Raw genomic sequence first — 19,905 nt, 5'->3', positions numbered from 1 at the left:
TCAGACACATTACTGGCAGAAGATCAGCTCTCTTCTTTTTCCTCGGGTTTACCGGGGAACATCACGCTGAGTACGATACCGACAGCCAACACGCCGAGTACCACAAACAGGCTGGCGCTAGCAGAGATGCTGTAGCCGTGATGCCAGATATGATCGGTAGCATTCAGACCCAGTTTCACCGCGATGAAGAACAGCAGCACGATAACGGCTTTCTCGAGGTGAACCAGATACTGCTTCAATGCTTCAAGTACAAAGTACAGCGTACGCAAGCCGAGGATGGCGAACATCATGGCGCTATACACGATCAGCGGTTCACGGCTTACTGCGATAATCGCCGGCACGGAGTCAAAGGCGAACATCACGTCAGAGAGTTCAACCACCGCCACACACAGCATCAACGGCGTGGCATACAGCGCCGCTTTCTTGCCGCGACCAACCGTCACATCTTTGTTTTCTGGCTTCTGCAGCTCTTCATCGACTTCCTTTTGATTCAGCAAGAAGGCGTTGCCACGCATTTTTGGCCAGATAGGGAAGAAGCGCTTCACGCCGCGATAGGCAAGGTGCTGCGAGTAATCTTCGATCTCGTCGCTGTCGTCGCCGCTTTTCAGCATCATCACTGCGGTCCAGGCTACGATCAGCGCAAACACGATTTCGACGTATGGACCGAGGCTCAGCAAGCCGGTACCGATCGCCACGAAGATGCCACGGAATACGATGGCACCGATGATGCCCCAATAGAGCACGCGGTGACGGTAGCGGTCCGGAACAGCAAACCACGAGAAGATCGCCATCATGACGAACAGGTTATCAACGGAGAGTACTTTCTCCAGCGCGTAACCGGTGACGAACAGGCTGGCAACTTCAGCGCCGTGATGGATATAGAGGAAACCGGCGAAACCCATCGCCACAGCTACCCAAAACACCGACCACAGCGCCGCGCTTTTCAGCGAAATCGGCTTGTCGCCGCGGTGCATGAACAGGTCGATAAAAATAGCTCCTACTGACAGCGCGATGAAAACCGCGACTGTTTCAGCGGGGAAGCCAATGTGCGTAGACACCATGATGAACCCTTAAAAGATAAAAAATTACAGACCAAATATTGCTGGATCAAAGCCCAAAGCGACGGCGATCTCGCGCACCGCTTTCTGCTCGTCAGCATCAAAATCACCATCACTCTTACCGACAGCAATACCTACGCGGATCGCCAACTGTGCGGCTTCCGGCTGATCTTTCAACGCCATGATGTACTTCATGGTTTCGCCCTTGCCGATTTCCAGATCGAAATCGAAGCTGCTCACCAGCTTGTTGAAGAACTCAATCACTTCATTGGTATCAAAAACTTTCAATTCTTCAGAGGCACGCAGAAAACCGATCATCTTCTGCTTCTCTTCCGCGCTCACGCTGCCGTCTGCCACCGCAATGCGTGCGCAAACCGCTACCGTGCCCTGCATAAATTTCTTGTTCTTATAGCGGCTAACTTGTTTGGTTAATTCATCGCGGCCGGAATTAAATGCGCCTTTAACCTTGTTGAAAAAGCTCATAGTGAATCCTCTGTCTGAAATTATTTGGAACCGGCTCGCCAGTTGAATCCCCAACCGAAAGCTTTATCCATATCGGAATGCCCGTTAAAGAACTGATTGATACGCTCGACGCGGATACTGCCGTTCTCATTGACCAAACGAGCAATCGCACACATGTTGCGGCGATTCTCCCCTTCAGTCATACGCGTTTCAATCGGTGGCTGGTCTGGAATGTGCAGCGTCACTACGCCATCCGTTTTGTCCCAGCTCGCCGCACCTTGATAAATGAAGGCGAAAACCAACACTTCGCGAATCTGACTCCATTCGCGACCGTTGATGTGCAGCCATTCGCCATCGGTCACTTCGCCGGTACGATCATCGCCCTGCAAGTGTACGAAAGGTTTGGCATGCATGGCGCCAAAATTGCCGCCCAGCGCCTGGATCACACCGCGCGAACCGTCTTGCAACTCAACGAAGGCGCCGAGATCGAGATCCACGCCTTTGTTGCCGCCGAACAATCCGCGCAACCCGCCGCCACCGCTGTTGGTTTCACGGTGCCAGTTCAGATTGATGCGGATCTCACCGAAGTTATCGCGCTTGGTCAGGCTGATGGCGGGCTTCTCTTTGGTGAGAGAAACTTTGCTCAGATTGATTTTTGCTGGTGCTGGAGCCGGTGCCGCCTGCGGTGCAGGTGCAGGCGTTGGTGCAGGCGCAGGTTCCGCTATATCCACACCAAAATGTTCCGCCAGCGGCTGCAAGCCGCCGTTGAAACCCTGCGCAATAAAGCGGAATTTCCACTCATTATTGCGACGGTAAAGTTCGCCGAGGATCAACGCCGCTTCCTGACGTCCCACCAGCTCCACGTTACCGCTCAGCAGCACGTTGCCGCCCTGCTCGACCTGAATCGCCAGACGTTGCAAGCCCGACACGTTGCGCCCGCCGTCACAGGTGACGGTGAAGGCCACTTTCTGCACGTCAGGACGCAAGCGGGTGAGATCGACGGAAAAGGCGGAGTTGTGCCCTTCGCTTTTCAGGCAGATGGTGCGGTCATCGTTATCCGGCTGGCCGTAGAACACCATATCGGCATCGCCATTAACTTTGCCGCTGGCGAACAGACGAAAGGCGGAAGCATCAACGGCGGCGCCAGCGAGCACGCGCACCGTCAGCAGATTTGCAGGAACGGGAGCATTGCTCCCCGGCGTCATATTCATCAGCGCACCACTGCGGCAACGATGTCGTTTTGCATCGCATCGATGGTACGACCGGCACTCGCGCGGCCATGCGCCGTGAAGTCCCACAGTCCGCCGTTGCGGTGCAGCGAAGCAATCACGATGCCGGTATGGCTGCCTTGCTCAGTCAGCTCATAGCGCGCCAGCTCTTTGCCGTTTTGATCAACCACGCGGCAGAAGGCATTTTCCACTTCGTTGAAGGTTTGGCCCTGGAAGCTGTTCACGGTAAACGCCAGATACTCAACGTTGGCAGGCAGACGTGATAACTCAACGTTGATCACTTCATCATCGCCATCGCCTTCGCCAGTACGGTTATCGCCGCTGTGTTTAACCGCACCACATTTGGAGGTTAATGCGCGGAACCAGATGGTATCAATGGCATTACCGGATTGATCCAATAATACGCAGCTGGCATCGAGATCGATGGAATCTCCGCCGCCGCCAAATAGCTTGCCTAACAAGCCTTTCTTTTTAATTGGATCCCAGCCTAAGCCGAAATGTAATTTATTCAGCGAAGCGGTTTGTTTGCTGAGTGAGACCGTCTGATTCTTGCTTAATGAAACCATGTCATAATTCCTTCAAACAGGTTTGAAAAGGGTTTTATATTTGCATCAAATTCCATGAGGGCAAAATCATATCATGAGGATATTCATGAACAGCATTAATTTTCACAGCAATTTCATGAAACACAATAAAGCGTTGCAGAAGAACAACTTAAGAGAATCCAACTCAATTAGGCAACGCACTAAACATGACAATTCTTTACATTAAAATTCATAAGGTTACGTTAGGGTAAAAAATCATATTATGATTGACTCGTTTCGAGGTGAGAAATAAACTCGCAAGCCATAACCCAGCCACCAGCCTCTTGCGGAAATAATTAGAAATGTCTCACAAAATTTGGCTAATGGAAGGTTTATCCTCCCAACGCGATATAATTAATGGCATTACATCTACAGCTAAAAAACATAACTACAACGTGTCGATTTATGCATCACATCGCCAATCGCGTAATGAAATACTTTCTATGGCGGATCATGCATTAATTGAACCTCATGATATTAATCAGCGCCTCGAATTTATTCTTTCTACCGTCAAAAAATACGCCATTCAGGCGATCCATACCGGTCGACATGCGCATTGGTTTGAAGCCCATCGCGCCGCTATTGAAGCCAGCGGTGCGCGCTTAACCACCGGCGCACGCGAGGTCGCCATGCTGGATCTGGCCGATGACAAAGTCGCGTTTGCCCACCATATGAAAAGCCTGAATTTGCCGGTGGTGCCTTCACTGCGCGTTGATTCACCCGTACAGTTGCGCGAGTTGATCGCCCGTAAGCCCTTTGGCGATCTGCCGCTGTGCGTTAAGCCGGTTACCGGTATTTATGGCATGGGATTCTGGCAGTTTGATGAAAGCGTCTCACCGATGGCGGCGTTTACTCATCCGGACGCGCGCCGGGTGAAAGCCGAATACTACTTACAGGCGCTGGAAGCCGTCGACAGTATGGAGCCGCTGGTGCTGATGCCCTATTTGCCGGGCCCGGAATATTCGGTTGATATGCTGGCGGAAAACGGCAAGGTGCTGGCCGCCGTGGCGCGCCGTAAAGAAGGTGCGCTGCAGTATCTGGAGAACAGCGGCGAAGCCTTTGAGCTGGCGCAAGCCTGCGCCGCCGCAATGGGCGCAGATGGTTTGATCAACGTACAGACGCGCAATGATGCCAGCGGCAAACCGCTATTACTGGAGATCAATATGCGCCCTTCCGGCGGCATTGGTTACACCCGTTTCAGCGGCGTAAATCTTCCCGGCTTGTTTACCCTGCGCCAGCTAGGCTTGATCAGTCAGCAGCAAGCGATCGACGATGCCCGCAGCGACTTCACGCCAGCAACCGTCCGTGCGCTGAGCGACGTGGTGGCGTACAACCCCGTCCTGTCCAACCAGGTTCAATGAGGAATTATCCATGACCACACTTTGGAGCAGGACGCTTTCATGCGGCACGCTGAGCGTTACGCCAACCGGCGGCATCAGCGCCATCGATGATCTGTTTGAGATCGCTGAACGCCGCAATCCCAAGCGCGCTTTTCTGTTCGTCAGTAAAGTGCTTGGCCGCCACATTCCGGTCGCACCGGAGAAAATGCGCGCCGTTTATCGCCAGCTGGCGGAGCAGTTCCCGCCGCTTTCTGACGGCCCGGTGCTGTTTATCGGCATGGCGGAAACCGCCGTTGGTCTGGGCGCAGGCGTATTTGATGAAGTACGCCAGCGCGTGAGCGAACCGGTCTATCTCACCTCGACGCGCCATCCGCAGCAGGCGGATTTGCTGTGCGAGTTCAAAGAGAATCACAGCCACGCCACCGATCATCTGATTTATCTGCCCGATGATACGCAGCTGCGCCAGCGCGTGCTCAACGCGCGCACGCTGGTGATGATTGATGACGAAGCTACCACCGGCAACACCTTTATTAACCTCCTCGAAGCGCTGCGCAACGATGGCGGTTTAAAGCAGATCGAGCAGGTTATCGCCGTCACGCTCACCGACTGGAGCGGCGATGCGTTACCCGCGCGCTGTCCGGTGCCGGTGCGCACCGTATCGCTGGTGCAAGGCGACTGGCACTGGCAGCAGGATCCTGACGCCGCGCTACCGCCGATGCCAGCGGTGGCGCTTAACGATGCCGCCACCGTGCCAATAACCGGCAAACAAAGCTGGGGCCGACTCGGCATGGAAACGCCAGCGGGCGATCTTGGCCGTGCGATTCAGACGCATCCGGGAGAAAAAATCCTCGTGCTCGGCAGCAGCGAATTTGTTTGGGAACCCTTCTTACTGGCCGAACGTCTGGCAGCACAAGGCGCTGAGGTGAAATACAGCTCCACTACGCGCTCGCCGATCGCCACCGGATTTGCCATCGAATCGGCTATCGCCTTTGGCGATAACTACGGTCTCGGCATCGCCAATTTCGTTTACAACGTGGCACATCAGCAGTTTGACCGCATTTTGCTGTGCATCGAAACGCCGGTCGACAGCGTGGATCCGCTGTTAACCACGGCACTGGCCAAGGTTGCGCCACAGGTGGAAGTGATTAGCTATGAATAAACCGGTAATTTTTTCCGACCTCGACGACACGCTATTTCAGACGCGCCGCAAAATGGTGGACGAGCTGGATCTTGAGCCGTTCCGTACTGGCGCGCTCGATCTCAGCCTGCAGCCGCGCAGCTTTATGACTGAAGAACAGTCGATGCTGGTCGACTGGATGATCGAGCAGGCTGATTTAATCCCGGTCACCGCACGCGGCACCGAAGAGATCGCGCGCGTGCAGATCCCATTCCGTTCGTGGGCAGTGACCACGCATGGCGCGGTGATCCTCAACCCGCAAGGCGAGGAAGATGCCGAATGGCGCGCGCACATGCTGGAAAAACTGACGCCGTACGGCCCGGCGCTGCTCTCGATGCAGCAGGCGATCACCGACCTGATGGCAGAGCGCGACATCAACGGCTGGGCGCGCATCAACTATGAATATGGCGTCACGCCGATCTATCTGGTGATGAAGCACCGCGACAGCACGCGCCTCGAGGAGCTTTACGCCATCGCAGATGAAATTGAGCAACGCTTCCCCACCGCCGGCTATTACATCCATCGCAACAGCAACAACGTCGCCTGGCTGCCGAACGTGGTGGAAAAAGGCTTAGCCGTCAGCTACCTGCTGGAAAAACTGCGTAACGAGCGCGGCGTCTTCCCGGTTATTGGCCTCGGCGACAGCCTCAGCGATCACCGCTTTATGAAGCTGTGCAACTGGTACGGCATTCCGCGTCAAAGCCAGTTTGCCGAACGCATCAACCAATCCATATTCGGAGAACAATCAGATGGTGAATAACCTGCCTTTCTCTGGATCGTACCAAGCTGGCGACGTCGAATTCCTGCTCAAGCCGGTGGAGATCGACATGACGCCGGTGGAGCAAAAAGAGCAGCTGATCCAATCCGGCGCGCGCCACTATTCCGAGATGTTGAGCCAGGAACCGGAACCGACGCGCTGGCACCTTAAGCTGTTTTCCCACGCGCTTGACGAAGGTGCCGGACGCCTGGCGAAAGAAGTTACCATGCTGGCGCGGACGCTGGCACAGCAGTTTGGCGACACGCCGATTGTGCTCGCCAGCCTGGTACGCGCCGGCGTGCCGCTCGGCGTGATGCTACAACAGGCGCTGCGCGCGATGGGCCGCGAATCCTACCATTACGGCATCAGCATCATCCGCGATCGTGGCATTGATCAGGCCGCGCTGGAGATCATCGAAGCGCGCCACGGCACCGCAGGCATTGTCTTCGTCGATGGCTGGACCGGCAAAGGCGCCATCACCGGTGAGCTGATCCGCAGCCTCGAACATCGTCCCGGCTATCCGGCGCAACCGCGCTTGGTGGTGCTGGCCGATCCTTGCGGCAAGGCGTGGCTTTCGGCCAGCGATGATGACTGGCTGATCCCATTTGGCATTATGGGTGCGCCGGTGTCGGGCTTGATCTCGCGCTCGTTGTGGTCTGAACAGGGCTTGCACGGCTGCGTGCAGTGCGATCATCTGGCGCAATACGATTGCAGCCAGCAGCTGGTGAATACCGTGGCGGAATACGCGCTGTCGCTGGATGTCAGTGCCCTGCCCGCCTGCCAGCAGAATCCACAACATCAACAACAACTTGTGGCACAAAGTGAAGCGGTGATCGCCATGCTGGCGGCGCGTTATCAGGTGAACAGCATCAACCGCATCAAGCCGGGCATCGCCGAAGCCACGCGCGCCGTGCTGCGCCGCGTGCCGGATCAGGTGCTGGTCCGTTCGGTGAACGATCCCGACGTGGCGCTGCTGGTCTATCTTGCCCAACAAAAAGGGCTGAACATCACAGAAGCGGGTGCCGATCTTGGGCAATACCGCGCCGTGACGATAATCAAAAAGGTGCTGTGATGAACGGCCGTCTCTCTCCGTGGCGTTTGGGCGCGACGCTGTATATGCCGGCGGTGCGCAGCGATATCGTCGATGCCATTCTGCACAACAAAATCAGTGGCCTGCGCTCGCTGGTGATCTGCCTGGAAGATGCGGTCAGTGATGCGGATTTGCCGCAGGCGCTGCACAATCTCCAGCAAATCCTGCATGTTTTGAATGCCGAACAGCGCGCCAATGGCAACGCGCAGTGGCCGCTGGTGTTTATCCGTCCGCGTAACAGTGAGATGGGCGCGTGGCTGGTGGAAAACCTCAACCTCAGCGCGATAGACGGTTTTGTGTTGCCGAAATTCACCGCCGATTCCTTACCGCTGTGGTGGCAGATTCTCGAACCGAGCCATCTGTGTATGATGCCGACGCTGGAAACCGAAGAAGTTTTCGACGTGGTGGCAATGCGCGAACTGGCCCTCACGCTGCAAAACCATGCTTGCCGCGAGCGCGTAATCGCCCTGCGCATCGGCGGTAACGATTTGATGAATGTGCTGTCGCTGCGCCGCTCGCGCCACTTCACGCTGTATGACAGCCCTATGGGTTACACCATCAAAATGCTGGTGGCGGTATTCGCGTCGCGGGATTTTGCGTTGACCGCGCCGGTGTGCGAACACATCGAAGATCAGCAGATTATGGATCAGGAACTGGCGCTGGATATCGCACACGGTTTGGTGGGCAAAACCGCTATTCATCCGAGCCAGATCGGCAAGATTCAGGACATGCTAATGGTTTCCGCCAGCGATCAGGCGGATGCCTTCCGCATCCTCAACTCAAGCCAGGCGGTATTTAAATCGCAAGGCGCGATGTGCGAACCGGCGACACATCGCCGCTGGGCCGCCGCCATCCTGGCCCGCGCGCAGGAATATGGCATCGCACCCGATACCCGCTCTGATGGCGCGTTGATGCTGGTAACCTGACAAACCCCGTAGGGTGGGCATTCATGCCCACCGCGTTACCACCGAACCACAACCCAGATGTAAGAAATTTCGCACCCTATTTACCTGATATTTAAATACCCTCTGATACTGTCGAAAACCGTTTGCCAGGAGGGCGATAAAGACCATTGATCACTAACGCAGGCCTCAATCGACCATGCAACTCAGTACCCGACAGACACGCGTATTTATGCTCGCCTCACTGCTAAGCAGCGGCAAACCGGTCGCATCCAGCCGCATTCTCGCCTCGCTCGACTGCTCCGAACCCACGCTGACGCGCGCACTAAAAGAGCTACGTGAATCCTGGTCTGCGGAGATCAAATACAGCCGCCTAACCCACTGCTACCAACTTACTGAACCCGGCAAACTCGATAAGAAAAGCCTGCGCCATATTAATGAAGCGCTCAAACTCAATGCCGAGCTACAACAGAGTGAAACCGTCAGCCGGGTATTTCTGGATAAAGAGAAAAAGAAAGCAGTGTCGCTGTCGTTGCGTATGTCTGTTTTAAGGAAAATCGACCAGGTTGTAAGACTGAGTGAAACGACACGGAGCGATGCGGTGGAGATGCTGGTTGAGAGTGGGCTGGATGAGTTGATTGAGAAATTAAGACTTGAGAAAAAAAAGGCATAAAACTTCTCTACTACAAAACATTTAATTACTCAATTATAATTTAAATATACACAAAAAACTCCAATCCTTAAAATATAGTTTATGATCCTAAATTACCCATTAAGGAGATGTTATGGTCACAAGAGACGAAATGAAAAGTTGGATTATTATTTGTTTAAAAAACCGCAATGGTTGCGGCTGGCCCCGAGAAGTATCGAAATACATTTGGGATAATTATGAACTAGAACTAAAAAATTCCGGTGATATTTTGTACACATGGCAATATGATCTTCGGTGGGCTGCTCAACAATTGAGATATGAAGGCATCCTTAAACCTGTAAACGGGCGACGAGATTTGCCATGGGAATTGGCTAAGTAATAATACATAAAATGCTGCCACACTCTTCCCCCCTGAAATTAACAATAATAATTAACATTATAGCCTATACTTCCGGGAGGATATAAAAAACCAAATAAAGTCAAGTGGCTATATCATTTAACAGCAAATAACATAATTTATATGACCACCACAAAAAACCCACCATATTTGTGGTGGGTGTTATTAATTTACTTCGATGCACTTATAAAAGCTTTAACCAACAGCATTTAAATTAATTCACCCACGAAGCTCACCACTCCATTTCGTTAAAATGCTTTCAGACGAAACATTTATTTCATTTAAAAGTAATTTTCTTTTTTCTTTATCATGTTCTTCATGAGCGGCCATGACCTTTTCAGCAAGAAAAATATGATTGCAATCTTTGCTGTCAAATTCTGGTAAATCTAAATGTTTAAATACATCTGCAACCTGTATGGAAACATTATGTGCATTGATCCACTCCTGAACAGTTTTTGAGTTTAGAAGACCACAGAGATAAAACGCTGTTGCTTTATCATCAAAAGCTGAAAAGTAAATCTTATGATCAGGAACATAAGGGCGAATGCCCATTATTGGAACATCAGAACTACCAGCCACTGCCGCATAGAAAGATGAAGACATTTCGGGCCAGATTACCTTCCATGGTTTAAAGGTGTATTCCCCAACATTATAAATGGCATGAAAAGGTGCACCTTTCATTTGTCGGCGATAAGTTGAACGTTCTCTTAAAATCGATTCAAAAGAATCAAACCATGCTGCAGTTTTTTTCAGAGAGTAGTTTTCAATTCTTTCCTCTGCCTTAGCATAATCCGTGTTCGATATCCCTACATTAGGAACAAAAGTAAAAAGACGGTCTTCATTGTTAAAGTCTGGCGCGTTGATTTTGAGATAACATTCTTCAAAATCACCAGCCCCTTTGATGAGAGGATACAAGTCCTCCGGCTCTACCCATGCTTGTTTAACGGGTCCTATATCTTTTTTTCCTGCCTCGGGTCGACTTCGTATCAGTACAGAAGTGTCATTTACATTGAGGATAGGCACAAAAAAAACACCATTAAGGTCCGTAGTAATTCCCTTACGTCCTTTAGTCCATGAACATTGGCGAGATAAATATTTAATTGTCTCAAATCTACCTGGATCTAATATTGCCCAAGGCGAACCAGATTCGCTAACCGGAAAGGCTTCTTTTTCATCATACCTTATGGTTTCTAACACAGAGTCAAGAGATTTGGATGTTTTAACTACGCGTTTTTCACCTAAATTCGGGCCCCATACGCGATATGACACCGGATAAGTTGGTTCATTTTCAGACTTTCTAAAAACAGCAATAGTCGTATGGTTACTGGCATCCTCGAAAGGCTTAAGAGCTTTCATATCATCTACCGATACTGGCTCAAGATAGAATGATTCATCTCTCAAAGGTTCGAGTTTAAAAGTTCTGAAACCAGCAGATGAAGGATTTTTGAACAATGTTCCAGTAATAACAAATGCCAGTTGTCCTCCAACACTTAACCATTTATCAGCGACGGTATAAGTAATCATTGCGGAAATATCGAGCTCATTTCCACCATGCATACGGGTCTTCGAAAAAATACCGTATTGTTCACACGTGGGTTTCACACGTTCACGATAAAGGTCGGGTAATTTTGACCATCTGACCCATGGCGGATTACCTATGACAAGGTCGAACTGACCCGCAGTTGCTGACCAAAAAAAGTTTCTAACTATCCTGAACCATATACCATTCCAGTTTTGGTGATGAAGATTTAAAATCTGATCGTACGTATAGCGAAGAGGCGCATCCCACTCTTTGAGTAATTTTTCATTAAAGAACCCTCCTTTTCGAGCCTTATTCATGGATTCATCAAAATCGAGGCCTACTTCAACATCTTTTCCCATACGATTAAACATCACATCTAGACTTACACGGTCGAGTGCCAGTTCTAATGGTAAATGAATATCGAGCTTTGCAAACTGACTGCCAATACGATATTGAATTATTGGCTCAGAGCTTTGAGGCGATGGAGCTGGAGAATAAATAGCATCAGCCATTAGAACAGGTACTTCGAACTCGTGACCGGGACATTCTGTTAGTAAATCTGCTACTTCAATAAGGAAATTTACCCTCGCTGTCTGCACAGCCAGAGGATTAAGATCAAACCCCCAAACACTTTCACATAATAAATTTAGAGTTTCTTTGGCGCTTAATTTTTTTGATTTTGCGATCTGTCTTTTCTTACGAATTACAGCGAGTAAAAATGCACCGGAACCACAAGTCGGATCGAGCACACGCTGGTTCATAATATCAGGAGAACTGACTTTATTTAGAGTGAAATCAACGAGCCAGTCTGGCGTATAGAACTCACCTAAGCTCTGACGTAACTTACCTGGCACTAATCCCTGATAAAGGTCACGGAGCACATCTCGCGTTTGCGATAAATGGTCAAGACGATATAAAGACAGGATAGAGAGTAAACGTCTTAGAGTTGGAAGTAGCTCAGGTAGAGTGTTGAGACTGGCAACATCGAGGTACCAGCTAAATATAGCTTCTTCAACAAAACCATTTATTCCCGCATCCTGAAAGATGGCTGAACGCTCTATATCAGAACTGAGAAACTCAAGCATCTGTGAATCATTCTTCAAAGCTGCCATACTCTGTGCTGGCTGAGAAGTTGATGTAAGCCCGTGCGCCGATACGATTTCTGCTGCTAAGAGCTTAATAAGCAATGAGTTATACGTATGAAGAACAAACAGCCGAGCAGAAATGGATTCTGATGCCGCACCGGACCATATAAAATTTAATTCTTTTGAAATAGATTCAGCTTGAAGAATTGAAAGATCAGCAACTTGCCCATACAAAGTTCGCCACTCTTCGAATAGCATCTTTATTTTATTATTTCCGCTAATGGCAAGCTGTTGTGAAAGCCCATCAGAAAGCTGCTGCATAAATGCTCGCGCGTTTGCAGAACCATGACCGAAATCAGCAAGCAGGTTTTCTGTTGTAAGCCCTTTTCGTGTATCTGAACGAAGAGCATCAACCACCATCTCAACAGATTCAGGTGAAAATGGCATTAAATGTTGTGAATGAATGATGCCATCGATTACTTGCGCAAAACAGATATGCTCTCCATCGATTGCAATGCCGATGAAATCTGATTCGGGAATTTTGGTTTCACCAGATTTTTTTATAATATAAGGAAGAAGTCGCTCATTGATTGCGTTATGAAAAGCAGAACTGTCTTTTTTTCCTTTGAAATACCCCGGAGCTTTATATTCAATGATAACGTGATTATAACTTGCATCATTACGATCTCGTTCAGCAAAAAGATGTAACCCCGTTGCGTCTTCTAAAGCTTTATTCCAGGCGAATCGAACTTCCTCCTCCCCTTTCCAGGGCTGAAGACGTTTTTCTTGGATGGAGTCGTAAGCGGATTGCTTCATGTTTTAAGGCCTAATTTCAGGGGATAATGTTAGCAACGGCATATTATGAGTGTCATGAAACACTACATCAAGGTTTATTTAACAATAATATTTTTGTTAGCTAAGAAACAGTTAGGCTTTGTTACCCCTTGATTCAGACTCACATAATGACTGAAATACCTTTTGATTTTTCTAAAATTACTCGAACCAGTTAGATTATCTGACCCTATAGTTATGCCATAAATGGCACTAATGGAAAACATACATCCTTAGGGTATTTTCTTTTTAGGCTTCCCATTAAAAAAACTATTGCACTATAAAACCATTATAAAACTCATTCAGTTACAAAATCAAACCAAGAGACCAATGAACTAAAATTATAATAAGAAACAAGCAGCTTAATTAAAAGATACCAAGTCAATTAACATACCATTCTTATTTAACCACTTAGCGTTCAAAATAAATAAACACCACTAATGCTCAACTTCAAACATCTGAAAAGATCATTACTTGACCTTTGAATTAAAAGGTGACTTTTGCATAAATTACACCATATCTAAAAATTCAATTTGTCATTATTAAAGAACTGTCATTGGAATGTTAAAATATAATTAGTGGTTCGAAAGTTAAAGCATTATCCATATATATTAATTCAAGGCCAAGACAGCATCATGATTGGGGCGGTGAAATTAAGTTTTGCGACTGAACACATTTCAAATTTTTAAATTTCAACAAGTTAATTCACTGACAAGAAAAATGAATTTGAAAAGGATGTTTATAGCAGAAGAAATGGTACGCCCTACAGGATTCGAACCTGTGACCTACGGCTTAGAAGGCCGGTGCTCTATCCAACTGAGCTAAGGGCGCATAGTGATTGGGTCGGATTATACGTCCAGCGGCTCGCGCGTCAACGTTTTTGCCCTTGAACAGAAGCGGAGTGCTGCCAGATTAACCAAAACCCCTTAATGCCGCTTGCGCCATTCGCTTAACGACACCAGATTCCCGCCCTGCTCCGTTTCGCCTTCCAGCTCAATCCCTTGCTGCGTGAAGTGCGCATTGTACTGGTCGCGCAGCACATGCAGTTCCTGGCTATCCGGCTCCAGCTGACGCAGAAATCCCAACGCCAGCAACAGCTGCTGCCTCGAAATCAACGCAGAAAATCCAGCCCGGCTCAAAATGCCATGCCAGCGCTGCCTATTTTCGTCGCTGCCATCGACAATCAGCACCTGCCAAATCAGCAGCACCGCCGCGCCATTGTGCAGATGCGTGTCGTTATCGCCCGTGATGTAATCGGTAAACTCTTTTGCCGCCTCTTTGCCCATCAGCGACAACATTGATTCGATATGCACCGGCGGCAGTTGCAACCGTTTATTGAGCGCCTGCACCGCATGGCGCGAGCTGGCTGTCAGCAGCTGAAAACCTACCACGAACACCACCGCCAGCGTGGCGAGAATTAACCAAATCATCACGTCATCCATCTCATTCACTGCCGGGCATCATAAGCGCTAACGCGGGCGGGCGCCACGGCGAAAAATCGGGAAAGCGGCGTTGATGGCGAATCTCTACCTGACAGCCGCACGCGCTTCTGACAGAATAGGCGCCATCCCCGATCTAACCCTCTACAGATGGATTTCCTCTCTGATGGCAGCAAAAATTATTGACGGTAAAACGATTGCGCAGCAGGTGCGCCTTGAGGTTGCCGAAAAAGTACAGCAGCGTCTGGCGGCCGGTAAACGTGCGCCCGGTTTGGCAGTTGTGCTGGTGGGTGAAAACCCGGCTTCGCAGATTTATGTCGCCAGCAAACGTCGTGCTTGTGATGAAGTGGGCTTCATCTCCCGCTCATACGATCTGCCCGCCACCACCAGCGAAGCCGAGCTGCTGGAGCTGATTGATACGCTCAACAACGACAACGATATCGACGGCATTCTGGTGCAGCTGCCGCTGCCAGCCGGCATCGATAACGTCAAAGTGCTGGAGCGCATCGTGCCGGACAAAGACGTGGATGGCTTCCATCCGTACAACGTCGGTCGTCTGTGCCAGCGCGCACCAAAGCTGCGTCCGTGTACGCCGCGCGGCATCGTCACCTTGCTGGAGCGCTACAATATCGATACTTACGGCCTGAACGCCGTGGTGGTTGGCGCATCGAATATCGTTGGCCGTCCGATGAGCATGGAGCTGCTGCTCGCCGGTTGCACCACCACCGTGACGCACCGTTTCACCAAAGATCTGCGTCATCACGTTGAGCACGCCGATCTGCTGGTGGTTGCAGTCGGCAAGCCGGGCTTTATTCCGGGCGACTGGATCAAGCCGGGCGCGGTAGTAATTGATGTAGGTATCAACCGTCTCGACAGCGGCAAAGTGGTCGGCGATGTGGAGTTCGAAGCGGCTGCTGAGCGCGCCTCTTACATCACGCCGGTTCCAGGCGGCGTCGGTCCAATGACGGTCGCTACATTAATCCAAAACACGCTGACGGCGTGTGAAGAATTTCACGACATTGAGGAGGCATAATGGCCAGTTTTTCTCTCGGTAAACATGCCCACGTTGATTTGTGCGACCTGCTGAAACTCGAAGGTTGGGTGCAAAGCGGTGCGCAGGCGAAAGCCGTGATCGCGGAAGGCGAAGTGCGCGTCGATGGCGCAGTTGAAACGCGTAAGCGCTGCAAGATTGTTGAAGGCCAGAAGGTTGAGTTTGCTGGTTTTAAGATTACGGTTGTAGCGTAGTTAGGTGGTGGTCGCCATGAATGGCGACCCTACAAGACCCGGGTTTCCCCTTCAATTTGCTCCAGCTCGATGTGATTCACCGCCGTATGCTGCGCAATCAGCGTTGCCAGTTTCGGTGAATGGCTGGTGATCCACAGTTGGCTGAACTGGCTGGCTTCGGCAATCAGTCGCGCCAATGCGGGCAGCAAATCTTCATGCAAACTGTTCTCTGGTTCATTCAGCGCCATAAACGCCGGCGGACGCGGGCTGAGCAGCGCCACCACTAAACAGAGAAAGCGCAGCGTGCCATCCGAGAACTCGGCGCTCTCTAACGGACGCAAAATCCCACGTCGTGACATCAGCATCTGAAAACGTCCATTCTGCACATCAACGTGAAATTCCGTGTCAGGAAACGCTTCGGCCATCACTTCGTGCAGCAACTCGACATGACCGCGCTCAACGATAGTGGCCCAGGCAGCCGCCAGATTACTGCCATCATGGCTCAGCACCGGCGCGCGTACGCCAATCTGCGGCGCACGAATCGGTGAACCGGGCCACACAGCAAACTCATGATAGAAACGCCACTGACGCAGCCTTTCGCGCACCTGCGAAAGCTCCGGATACAGATGCGGTTCGCCCAGTTGCCCAAACAGTGACTCTTCGGGATGCAGCACCGCCGGATAGGCTACGCGCTCGCCCTCAACGTTATGCAAAAAGGCGGTCTGATTTTGCCGCTGCATGATGCAGGAGGAAGGACGCCGCCGTTGGCCGCTCATCCATAAACGCTCCTCTTTCACCAGCGGATCGAGATTGAACATGCTGGTGACGAGCGGCTCAGGAAAACCGATATCGAGTTGATAATCCATATCGTCCATTACCACCGCCAGCGCCAGACGTTTGGGATCGTGGCGACGATCGCCGCGCCGCAATCCGCCCGCCCACATCGCTTTCTGAATGCCGCCCTCTTACGCCAGCGCCAGCGCTAAGCGTCCGCTCGCCGCTTCGTGCAGCAGTCGCACCGCTTTATACAGGTTGGATTTGCCGCAGCCGTTCGGACCGCTCACCACGTTGAGCTGCTGCAGCGGCAGCGTTAGGTCGCGCACCGAGCGGAAGCCGTGAATATGAATCTGTTCAATCGCCATCAATAAAAAAGGGCGATTTCTCGCCCTCTCCGGTTATTTGCGTCGCCAGCTGGAACCTTGCGGCCCATCCTCAACGATTACGCCCAACTCATTGAGCTTGTCGCGCGCCACATCCGCCTGCGCCCAATCTTTGGCTGCACGCGCGTCGGAACGGGCTTTCACCCAATGTTCGATTTCCGCCACTTCATCGTCATTCACCTGCGCACCGCTTTGCAGGAACTGCTCGGGATCCTGCTGCAAAATGCCCAGCACGTTAGCGATCTGGCGCAGTTTCGCCGCCAGCGCATCAGCGGAAGCTTTGTCTTCGGTCTTCAGACGATTCACTTCACGCGCCATATCGAACAACACCGAATAGGCTTCCGGCGTGTTGAAGTCGTCATCCATCGCAGTGCGGAAACGCGCTTCAAACTCTTCGCCGCCCGCCGCCGTGGCGTTGGCATCGGTATGACGCAGCGCGGTGTACAAACGCTCGAGCGCCGCACGCGCCTGATTGAGGTTATCTTCGCCGTAGTTGAGCTGGCTGCGATAGTGGCCCGACATCAGGAAGTAACGCACGGTTTCGGCATCGTAGTGCTGCAACACATCGCGCACGGTGAAGAAGTTATCCAGCGATTTCGACATCTTCTCGCGATCAACCATCACCATGCCGGAGTGCATCCAGTAATTCACATACGGGCCATCGTGCGCACAGGTGGATTGCGCCACTTCGTTTTCGTGGTGCGGGAACATCAGATCCGAACCGCCACCGTGAATGTCGAAATGGGTGCCGAGCTGTTTGCAGTTCATCGCCGAACACTCGATGTGCCAGCCTGGACGGCCATTGCCCCACGGCGAGTTCCACGCTGGTTCGTCGGCTTTGGACATCTTCCACAGCACGAAGTCCATTGGATTGCGCTTCACATCCGCCACTTCGACGCGCGCACCGGCCTGCAGCTGCTCCAGATCCTGACGCGACAGCGCGCCGTAATCTTTGTCGCTTAACACGTCGAACATCACGTCGCCGTTGTCCGCCACGTATGCGTGCTTACGTTCAATCAGCGTGCCGACCAGCTCGATGATTTCGTCGATATGGCGGGTGGCGCGCGGCTCCAGATCCGGCGGCAGAATGCCGAGCGCGGCGAAATCTTTGTGCATCTCGGCGATCATGCGGTTGGTCAGCGTTTCAATGCTTTCACCGTTTTGATTGGCACGTTTGATGATTTTGTCATCGATATCGGTGATGTTACGCACATACTTCAGCTGATAGCCCACATAACGCAGATAACGCGCCACCACGTCGAATGCCACAAACGTACGCCCATGGCCGATATGACAGAGGTCGTAAACCGTGATACCACACACGTACATACCGATTTGACCGGCATGGATGGGTTTGAATTCCTCTTTCTGTCGACTCAGGGTGTTATAAATCTTTAGCATTGAACGGTTCCGTTTTAATTACGTGTGCGGGATTCGAACGTGATAAATGTGCATTGGGTTTAATACGGTCACCATAAATGGCGACCCTACGAAATACTGTCCGGTTTGTAGGGTCGCCATTTATGGTGACCGAAACAACCTCGCTTAACCAGCCAGCATCAAGCCGGTTATTGTGCCGTATTTTTCTGACTTGTGCATCGCTCGGTTGCCAACTGCCGTCCGGTTACTGACGCGTTATTGGAAATTGTGATATAAGAAGCGTCTACAAAAATGCCCCGCCGCCTTGCAGGCGCGGCAGCGACACTGACGACAACCTTGACAGGAAGAAAATAATGGTCACTTTCCAGACGAACCATGGCGATATCGTAATTAAAACTTTCGATGACAAAGCGCCGGCTACCGTGAAGAACTTCCTGGAATACTGCGCGGAAGGTTTTTACGATAACACTATCTTCCATCGCGTAATCAACGGTTTCATGATTCAGGGCGGCGGTTTTGAGCCTGGCATGAAGCAGAAAGATACCAAAGCAGACATCCGCAACGAAGCGAACAACGGCCTGAAAAACACTAAAGGCACGCTGGCGATGGCGCGCACTCAGGCTCCACACTCTGCCACTGCCCAGTTCTTCATCAACGTGGCAGACAACGACTTCCTGAACTTCCGTGATGAAAGCCTGCAAGGCTGGGGTTACTGCGTGTTCGCTGAAGTGGTTGAAGGCATGGACGTGGTTGAGAAAATCAAAGCGGTGAAAACCGGCCGCAGCGGCATGCATCAGGACGTTCCGGTTGAAGATGTTGTCATCCAGAAAGTGACTGTTAGCGAGTAATGTCGCGCACGCTGTTTATCGCAGATCTGCATCTGTGTCATGAAGAACCGGCAATTACTGCCGGTTTTCTGCATTTTTTGCAGGGTGAAGCGCGTTCCTGCGATGCGCTTTACATCCTCGGCGATCTGTTTGAAGCCTGGATCGGCGACGACGATCCTAATCCGCTGCATCAGCAAATCGCTGCGGCGCTCAAGGCGCTGCCGGTACCGAAATTTTTCATCCACGGTAATCGAGACTTCCTGCTCGGCCAGCGTTTTGCGCGGGCTTCTGGTATGACGCTGCTGCCGGAAGAAAAGGTACTCGATCTCTACGGACATCGCGTGTTGATCATGCACGGCGATACCTTGTGTACCGACGATGAAGGTTATCAGCGTTTTCGCGCCAAAGTGCATCAGCGCTGGTTGCAGCGCCTGTTCCTCGCGTTGCCGCTGCGTCTGCGCATGCGCATTGCCGCACGCATGCGTAATGGCAGCAAGCAGGCGAATCAGCACAAGTCGGTCAGCATCATGGACGTTAATCAGTCCGCAGTGGAAGCCGCGATGACGCGCCAGCAGGTGCCTATTTTGATTCATGGCCACACGCATCGTCCCGCCATTCATCCCTTCCCGCTGCACGGCGAAAACGCCCAGCGCGCGGTGCTCGGTGCCTGGCATGAGAACGGATCGATGATTCAGCTTGATGCCAGCGGCGTAAGCCTGATCGAATTCCCCTTCTGAAATCCGGGCGTAAATGCCCGTTTTCCGCCTACGCAACCGTTTTCCTTGCTGC

The 19,905-nt window shown here is 51.4% G+C and carries 18 protein-coding genes, 1 tRNA gene and 1 pseudogene; 11 read left to right on the top strand and 9 right to left on the bottom strand.

Translation table 11 applies throughout. The features are described 5' to 3' along the window. Positions 1–23: 23 nt before the first annotated feature. Genes NR302_RS05455 through NR302_RS05440 form a run of 4 tightly spaced genes read right to left on the bottom strand, consistent with a single transcriptional unit; the run spans position 24 to position 3,315 of the window. Positions 24–1,061 (bottom strand): TerC/Alx family metal homeostasis membrane protein, encoded by a 1,038-nt coding sequence (locus NR302_RS05455; RefSeq protein WP_007890730.1) that lies wholly within the window; start codon positions 1,059–1,061, stop codon positions 24–26. A 24-nt stretch (positions 1,062–1,085) separates the two neighbouring features. Further along, positions 1,086–1,541 (bottom strand): tellurite resistance TerB family protein, encoded by a 456-nt coding sequence (locus tag NR302_RS05450; RefSeq protein WP_258144740.1) that lies wholly within the window; start codon positions 1,539–1,541, stop codon positions 1,086–1,088. Between the two features lie 20 nt (positions 1,542–1,561). Beyond that, entirely contained in the window at positions 1,562–2,731 is a 1,170-nt protein-coding gene (locus NR302_RS05445) for a TerD family protein (RefSeq protein ID WP_258144739.1), read from the bottom strand. Beyond that, entirely contained in the window at positions 2,731–3,315 is a 585-nt protein-coding gene (locus NR302_RS05440; RefSeq protein WP_008103751.1) for a TerD family protein, read from the bottom strand. Before NR302_RS05440 ends, NR302_RS05445 begins: the two co-directional genes overlap by 1 nt. Before the next feature lie 320 nt (positions 3,316–3,635). Here NR302_RS05440 and NR302_RS05435 point away from each other — a divergent pair, with 320 nt between their 5' ends. The 7 genes from NR302_RS05435 (at position 3,636) to NR302_RS05405 (ending at position 9,630) form a co-directional block, all read left to right on the top strand. Further along, entirely contained in the window at positions 3,636–4,694 is a 1,059-nt protein-coding gene (locus NR302_RS05435; protein ID WP_258144738.1) for an ATP-grasp domain-containing protein, read from the top strand. Positions 4,695–4,704: 10 nt separating this feature from the next. Next, entirely contained in the window at positions 4,705–5,832 is a 1,128-nt protein-coding gene (locus tag NR302_RS05430; RefSeq protein WP_258144737.1) for a phosphoribosyltransferase domain-containing protein, read from the top strand. Continuing rightward, on the top strand, positions 5,825–6,610 hold the full coding sequence (locus NR302_RS05425) for a hypothetical protein (protein WP_258144736.1): 786 nt from the start codon (positions 5,825–5,827) through the stop codon (positions 6,608–6,610). The genes NR302_RS05430 and NR302_RS05425 overlap by 8 nt, the downstream gene beginning before the upstream one ends. Then, on the top strand, positions 6,600–7,679 hold the full coding sequence (locus NR302_RS05420; RefSeq protein WP_258144735.1) for a cysteine protease StiP family protein: 1,080 nt from the start codon (positions 6,600–6,602) through the stop codon (positions 7,677–7,679). Before NR302_RS05425 ends, NR302_RS05420 begins: the two co-directional genes overlap by 11 nt. Next, positions 7,679–8,623: an HpcH/HpaI aldolase/citrate lyase family protein gene (locus NR302_RS05415; RefSeq protein WP_258144734.1), complete on the top strand. Its 945-nt coding sequence runs from the start codon at positions 7,679–7,681 to the stop codon at positions 8,621–8,623. Before NR302_RS05420 ends, NR302_RS05415 begins: the two co-directional genes overlap by 1 nt. A 175-nt stretch (positions 8,624–8,798) precedes the next feature. Continuing rightward, positions 8,799–9,272, top strand: coding sequence for a tellurium resistance protein TerW (locus tag NR302_RS05410; protein WP_258144733.1), 474 nt, complete (start codon positions 8,799–8,801; stop codon positions 9,270–9,272). A 130-nt stretch (positions 9,273–9,402) separates the two neighbouring features. After that, positions 9,403–9,630 carry a hypothetical protein gene (locus tag NR302_RS05405; RefSeq protein ID WP_258144732.1) on the top strand — a complete coding sequence of 76 codons (228 nt, stop codon included), beginning with the start codon at positions 9,403–9,405 and terminating at the stop codon, positions 9,628–9,630. Between the two features lie 237 nt (positions 9,631–9,867). Here NR302_RS05405 and NR302_RS05400 read toward each other — a convergent pair whose 3' ends face one another. The 3 genes from NR302_RS05400 to NR302_RS05390 form a co-directional block, all read right to left on the bottom strand. After that, positions 9,868–13,071: an Eco57I restriction-modification methylase domain-containing protein gene (locus NR302_RS05400; RefSeq protein ID WP_258144731.1), complete on the bottom strand. Its 3,204-nt coding sequence runs from the start codon at positions 13,069–13,071 to the stop codon at positions 9,868–9,870. A gap of 769 nt (positions 13,072–13,840) precedes the next feature. After that, a tRNA-Arg gene (locus NR302_RS05395) sits at positions 13,841–13,917 on the bottom strand. Positions 13,918–14,012: 95 nt separating this feature from the next. Then, positions 14,013–14,516 carry a DUF1198 domain-containing protein gene (locus tag NR302_RS05390; protein ID WP_258144730.1) on the bottom strand — a complete coding sequence of 168 codons (504 nt, stop codon included), beginning with the start codon at positions 14,514–14,516 and terminating at the stop codon, positions 14,013–14,015. Positions 14,517–14,691: 175 nt separating this feature from the next. On the opposite strand from NR302_RS05390, the gene folD reads away from it, so the two are divergent. Further along, positions 14,692–15,558: a bifunctional methylenetetrahydrofolate dehydrogenase/methenyltetrahydrofolate cyclohydrolase FolD gene (gene folD, locus NR302_RS05385; protein WP_036648219.1), complete on the top strand. Its 867-nt coding sequence runs from the start codon at positions 14,692–14,694 to the stop codon at positions 15,556–15,558. After that, complete coding sequence (gene ybcJ, locus NR302_RS05380; RefSeq protein WP_007890771.1) at positions 15,558–15,770, top strand: ribosome-associated protein YbcJ; 213 nt, start codon at positions 15,558–15,560, stop codon at positions 15,768–15,770. Before folD ends, ybcJ begins: the two co-directional genes overlap by 1 nt. A gap of 29 nt (positions 15,771–15,799) precedes the next feature. Here ybcJ and NR302_RS05375 read toward each other — a convergent pair. Together NR302_RS05375 and cysS are read right to left on the bottom strand one after the other, a co-directional pair. Continuing rightward, a pseudogene (locus NR302_RS05375) lies at positions 15,800–16,891 on the bottom strand (AAA family ATPase). Positions 16,892–16,924: 33 nt separating this feature from the next. After that, a complete protein-coding gene (cysS, locus tag NR302_RS05370; protein ID WP_258144729.1) occupies positions 16,925–18,310 on the bottom strand; it encodes a cysteine--tRNA ligase in 1,386 nt (461 codons plus the stop codon). 332 nt (positions 18,311–18,642) lie between these two features. On the opposite strand from cysS, the gene ppiB reads away from it, so the two are divergent. Together ppiB and NR302_RS05360 are read left to right on the top strand one after the other, a co-directional pair. Further along, complete coding sequence (gene ppiB / locus NR302_RS05365) at positions 18,643–19,137, top strand: peptidylprolyl isomerase B (RefSeq protein WP_008103818.1); 495 nt, start codon at positions 18,643–18,645, stop codon at positions 19,135–19,137. Further along, positions 19,137–19,853 carry a UDP-2,3-diacylglucosamine diphosphatase gene (locus tag NR302_RS05360; RefSeq protein ID WP_258144728.1) on the top strand — a complete coding sequence of 239 codons (717 nt, stop codon included), beginning with the start codon at positions 19,137–19,139 and terminating at the stop codon, positions 19,851–19,853. Before ppiB ends, NR302_RS05360 begins: the two co-directional genes overlap by 1 nt. Positions 19,854–19,905 lie beyond the last annotated feature (52 nt).

This window comes from Pantoea sp. SOD02 (genome assembly GCF_024707505.1).
Lineage (GTDB): Bacteria > Pseudomonadota > Gammaproteobacteria > Enterobacterales > Enterobacteriaceae > Pantoea > Pantoea symbiotica.
The sequence above is the reverse complement of the archived record's forward strand: the minus strand, read 5'-3'. Positions and strand labels throughout refer to the sequence as shown.

Excerpts from the sequence above, each read along its gene's own strand:
- ppiB (WP_008103818.1), top strand. The coding sequence starts at position 18,643 with ATGGTCACTTTCCAGACGAACCATGGCGATATCGTAATTAAAACTTTC.
- NR302_RS05420 (WP_258144735.1), top strand. The coding sequence starts at position 6,600 with ATGGTGAATAACCTGCCTTTCTCTGGATCGTACCAAGCTGGCGACGTC.
- NR302_RS05400 (WP_258144731.1), bottom strand. The coding sequence starts at position 13,071 with ATGAAGCAATCCGCTTACGACTCCATCCAAGAAAAACGTCTTCAGCCC.
- NR302_RS05435 (WP_258144738.1), top strand. The coding sequence starts at position 3,636 with ATGTCTCACAAAATTTGGCTAATGGAAGGTTTATCCTCCCAACGCGAT.
- cysS (WP_258144729.1), bottom strand. The coding sequence starts at position 18,310 with ATGCTAAAGATTTATAACACCCTGAGTCGACAGAAAGAGGAATTCAAA.
- NR302_RS05430 (WP_258144737.1), top strand. The coding sequence starts at position 4,705 with ATGACCACACTTTGGAGCAGGACGCTTTCATGCGGCACGCTGAGCGTT.
- ybcJ (WP_007890771.1), top strand. The coding sequence starts at position 15,558 with ATGGCCAGTTTTTCTCTCGGTAAACATGCCCACGTTGATTTGTGCGAC.
- NR302_RS05450 (WP_258144740.1), bottom strand. The coding sequence starts at position 1,541 with ATGAGCTTTTTCAACAAGGTTAAAGGCGCATTTAATTCCGGCCGCGAT.
- NR302_RS05405 (WP_258144732.1), top strand. The coding sequence starts at position 9,403 with ATGAAAAGTTGGATTATTATTTGTTTAAAAAACCGCAATGGTTGCGGC.
- NR302_RS05360 (WP_258144728.1), top strand. The coding sequence starts at position 19,137 with ATGTCGCGCACGCTGTTTATCGCAGATCTGCATCTGTGTCATGAAGAA.
- NR302_RS05455 (WP_007890730.1), bottom strand. The coding sequence starts at position 1,061 with ATGGTGTCTACGCACATTGGCTTCCCCGCTGAAACAGTCGCGGTTTTC.
- NR302_RS05425 (WP_258144736.1), top strand. The coding sequence starts at position 5,825 with ATGAATAAACCGGTAATTTTTTCCGACCTCGACGACACGCTATTTCAG.
- folD (WP_036648219.1), top strand. The coding sequence starts at position 14,692 with ATGGCAGCAAAAATTATTGACGGTAAAACGATTGCGCAGCAGGTGCGC.
- NR302_RS05440 (WP_008103751.1), bottom strand. The coding sequence starts at position 3,315 with ATGGTTTCATTAAGCAAGAATCAGACGGTCTCACTCAGCAAACAAACC.
- NR302_RS05390 (WP_258144730.1), bottom strand. The coding sequence starts at position 14,516 with ATGATTTGGTTAATTCTCGCCACGCTGGCGGTGGTGTTCGTGGTAGGT.
- NR302_RS05410 (WP_258144733.1), top strand. The coding sequence starts at position 8,799 with ATGCAACTCAGTACCCGACAGACACGCGTATTTATGCTCGCCTCACTG.
- NR302_RS05415 (WP_258144734.1), top strand. The coding sequence starts at position 7,679 with ATGAACGGCCGTCTCTCTCCGTGGCGTTTGGGCGCGACGCTGTATATG.
- NR302_RS05445 (WP_258144739.1), bottom strand. The coding sequence starts at position 2,731 with ATGAATATGACGCCGGGGAGCAATGCTCCCGTTCCTGCAAATCTGCTG.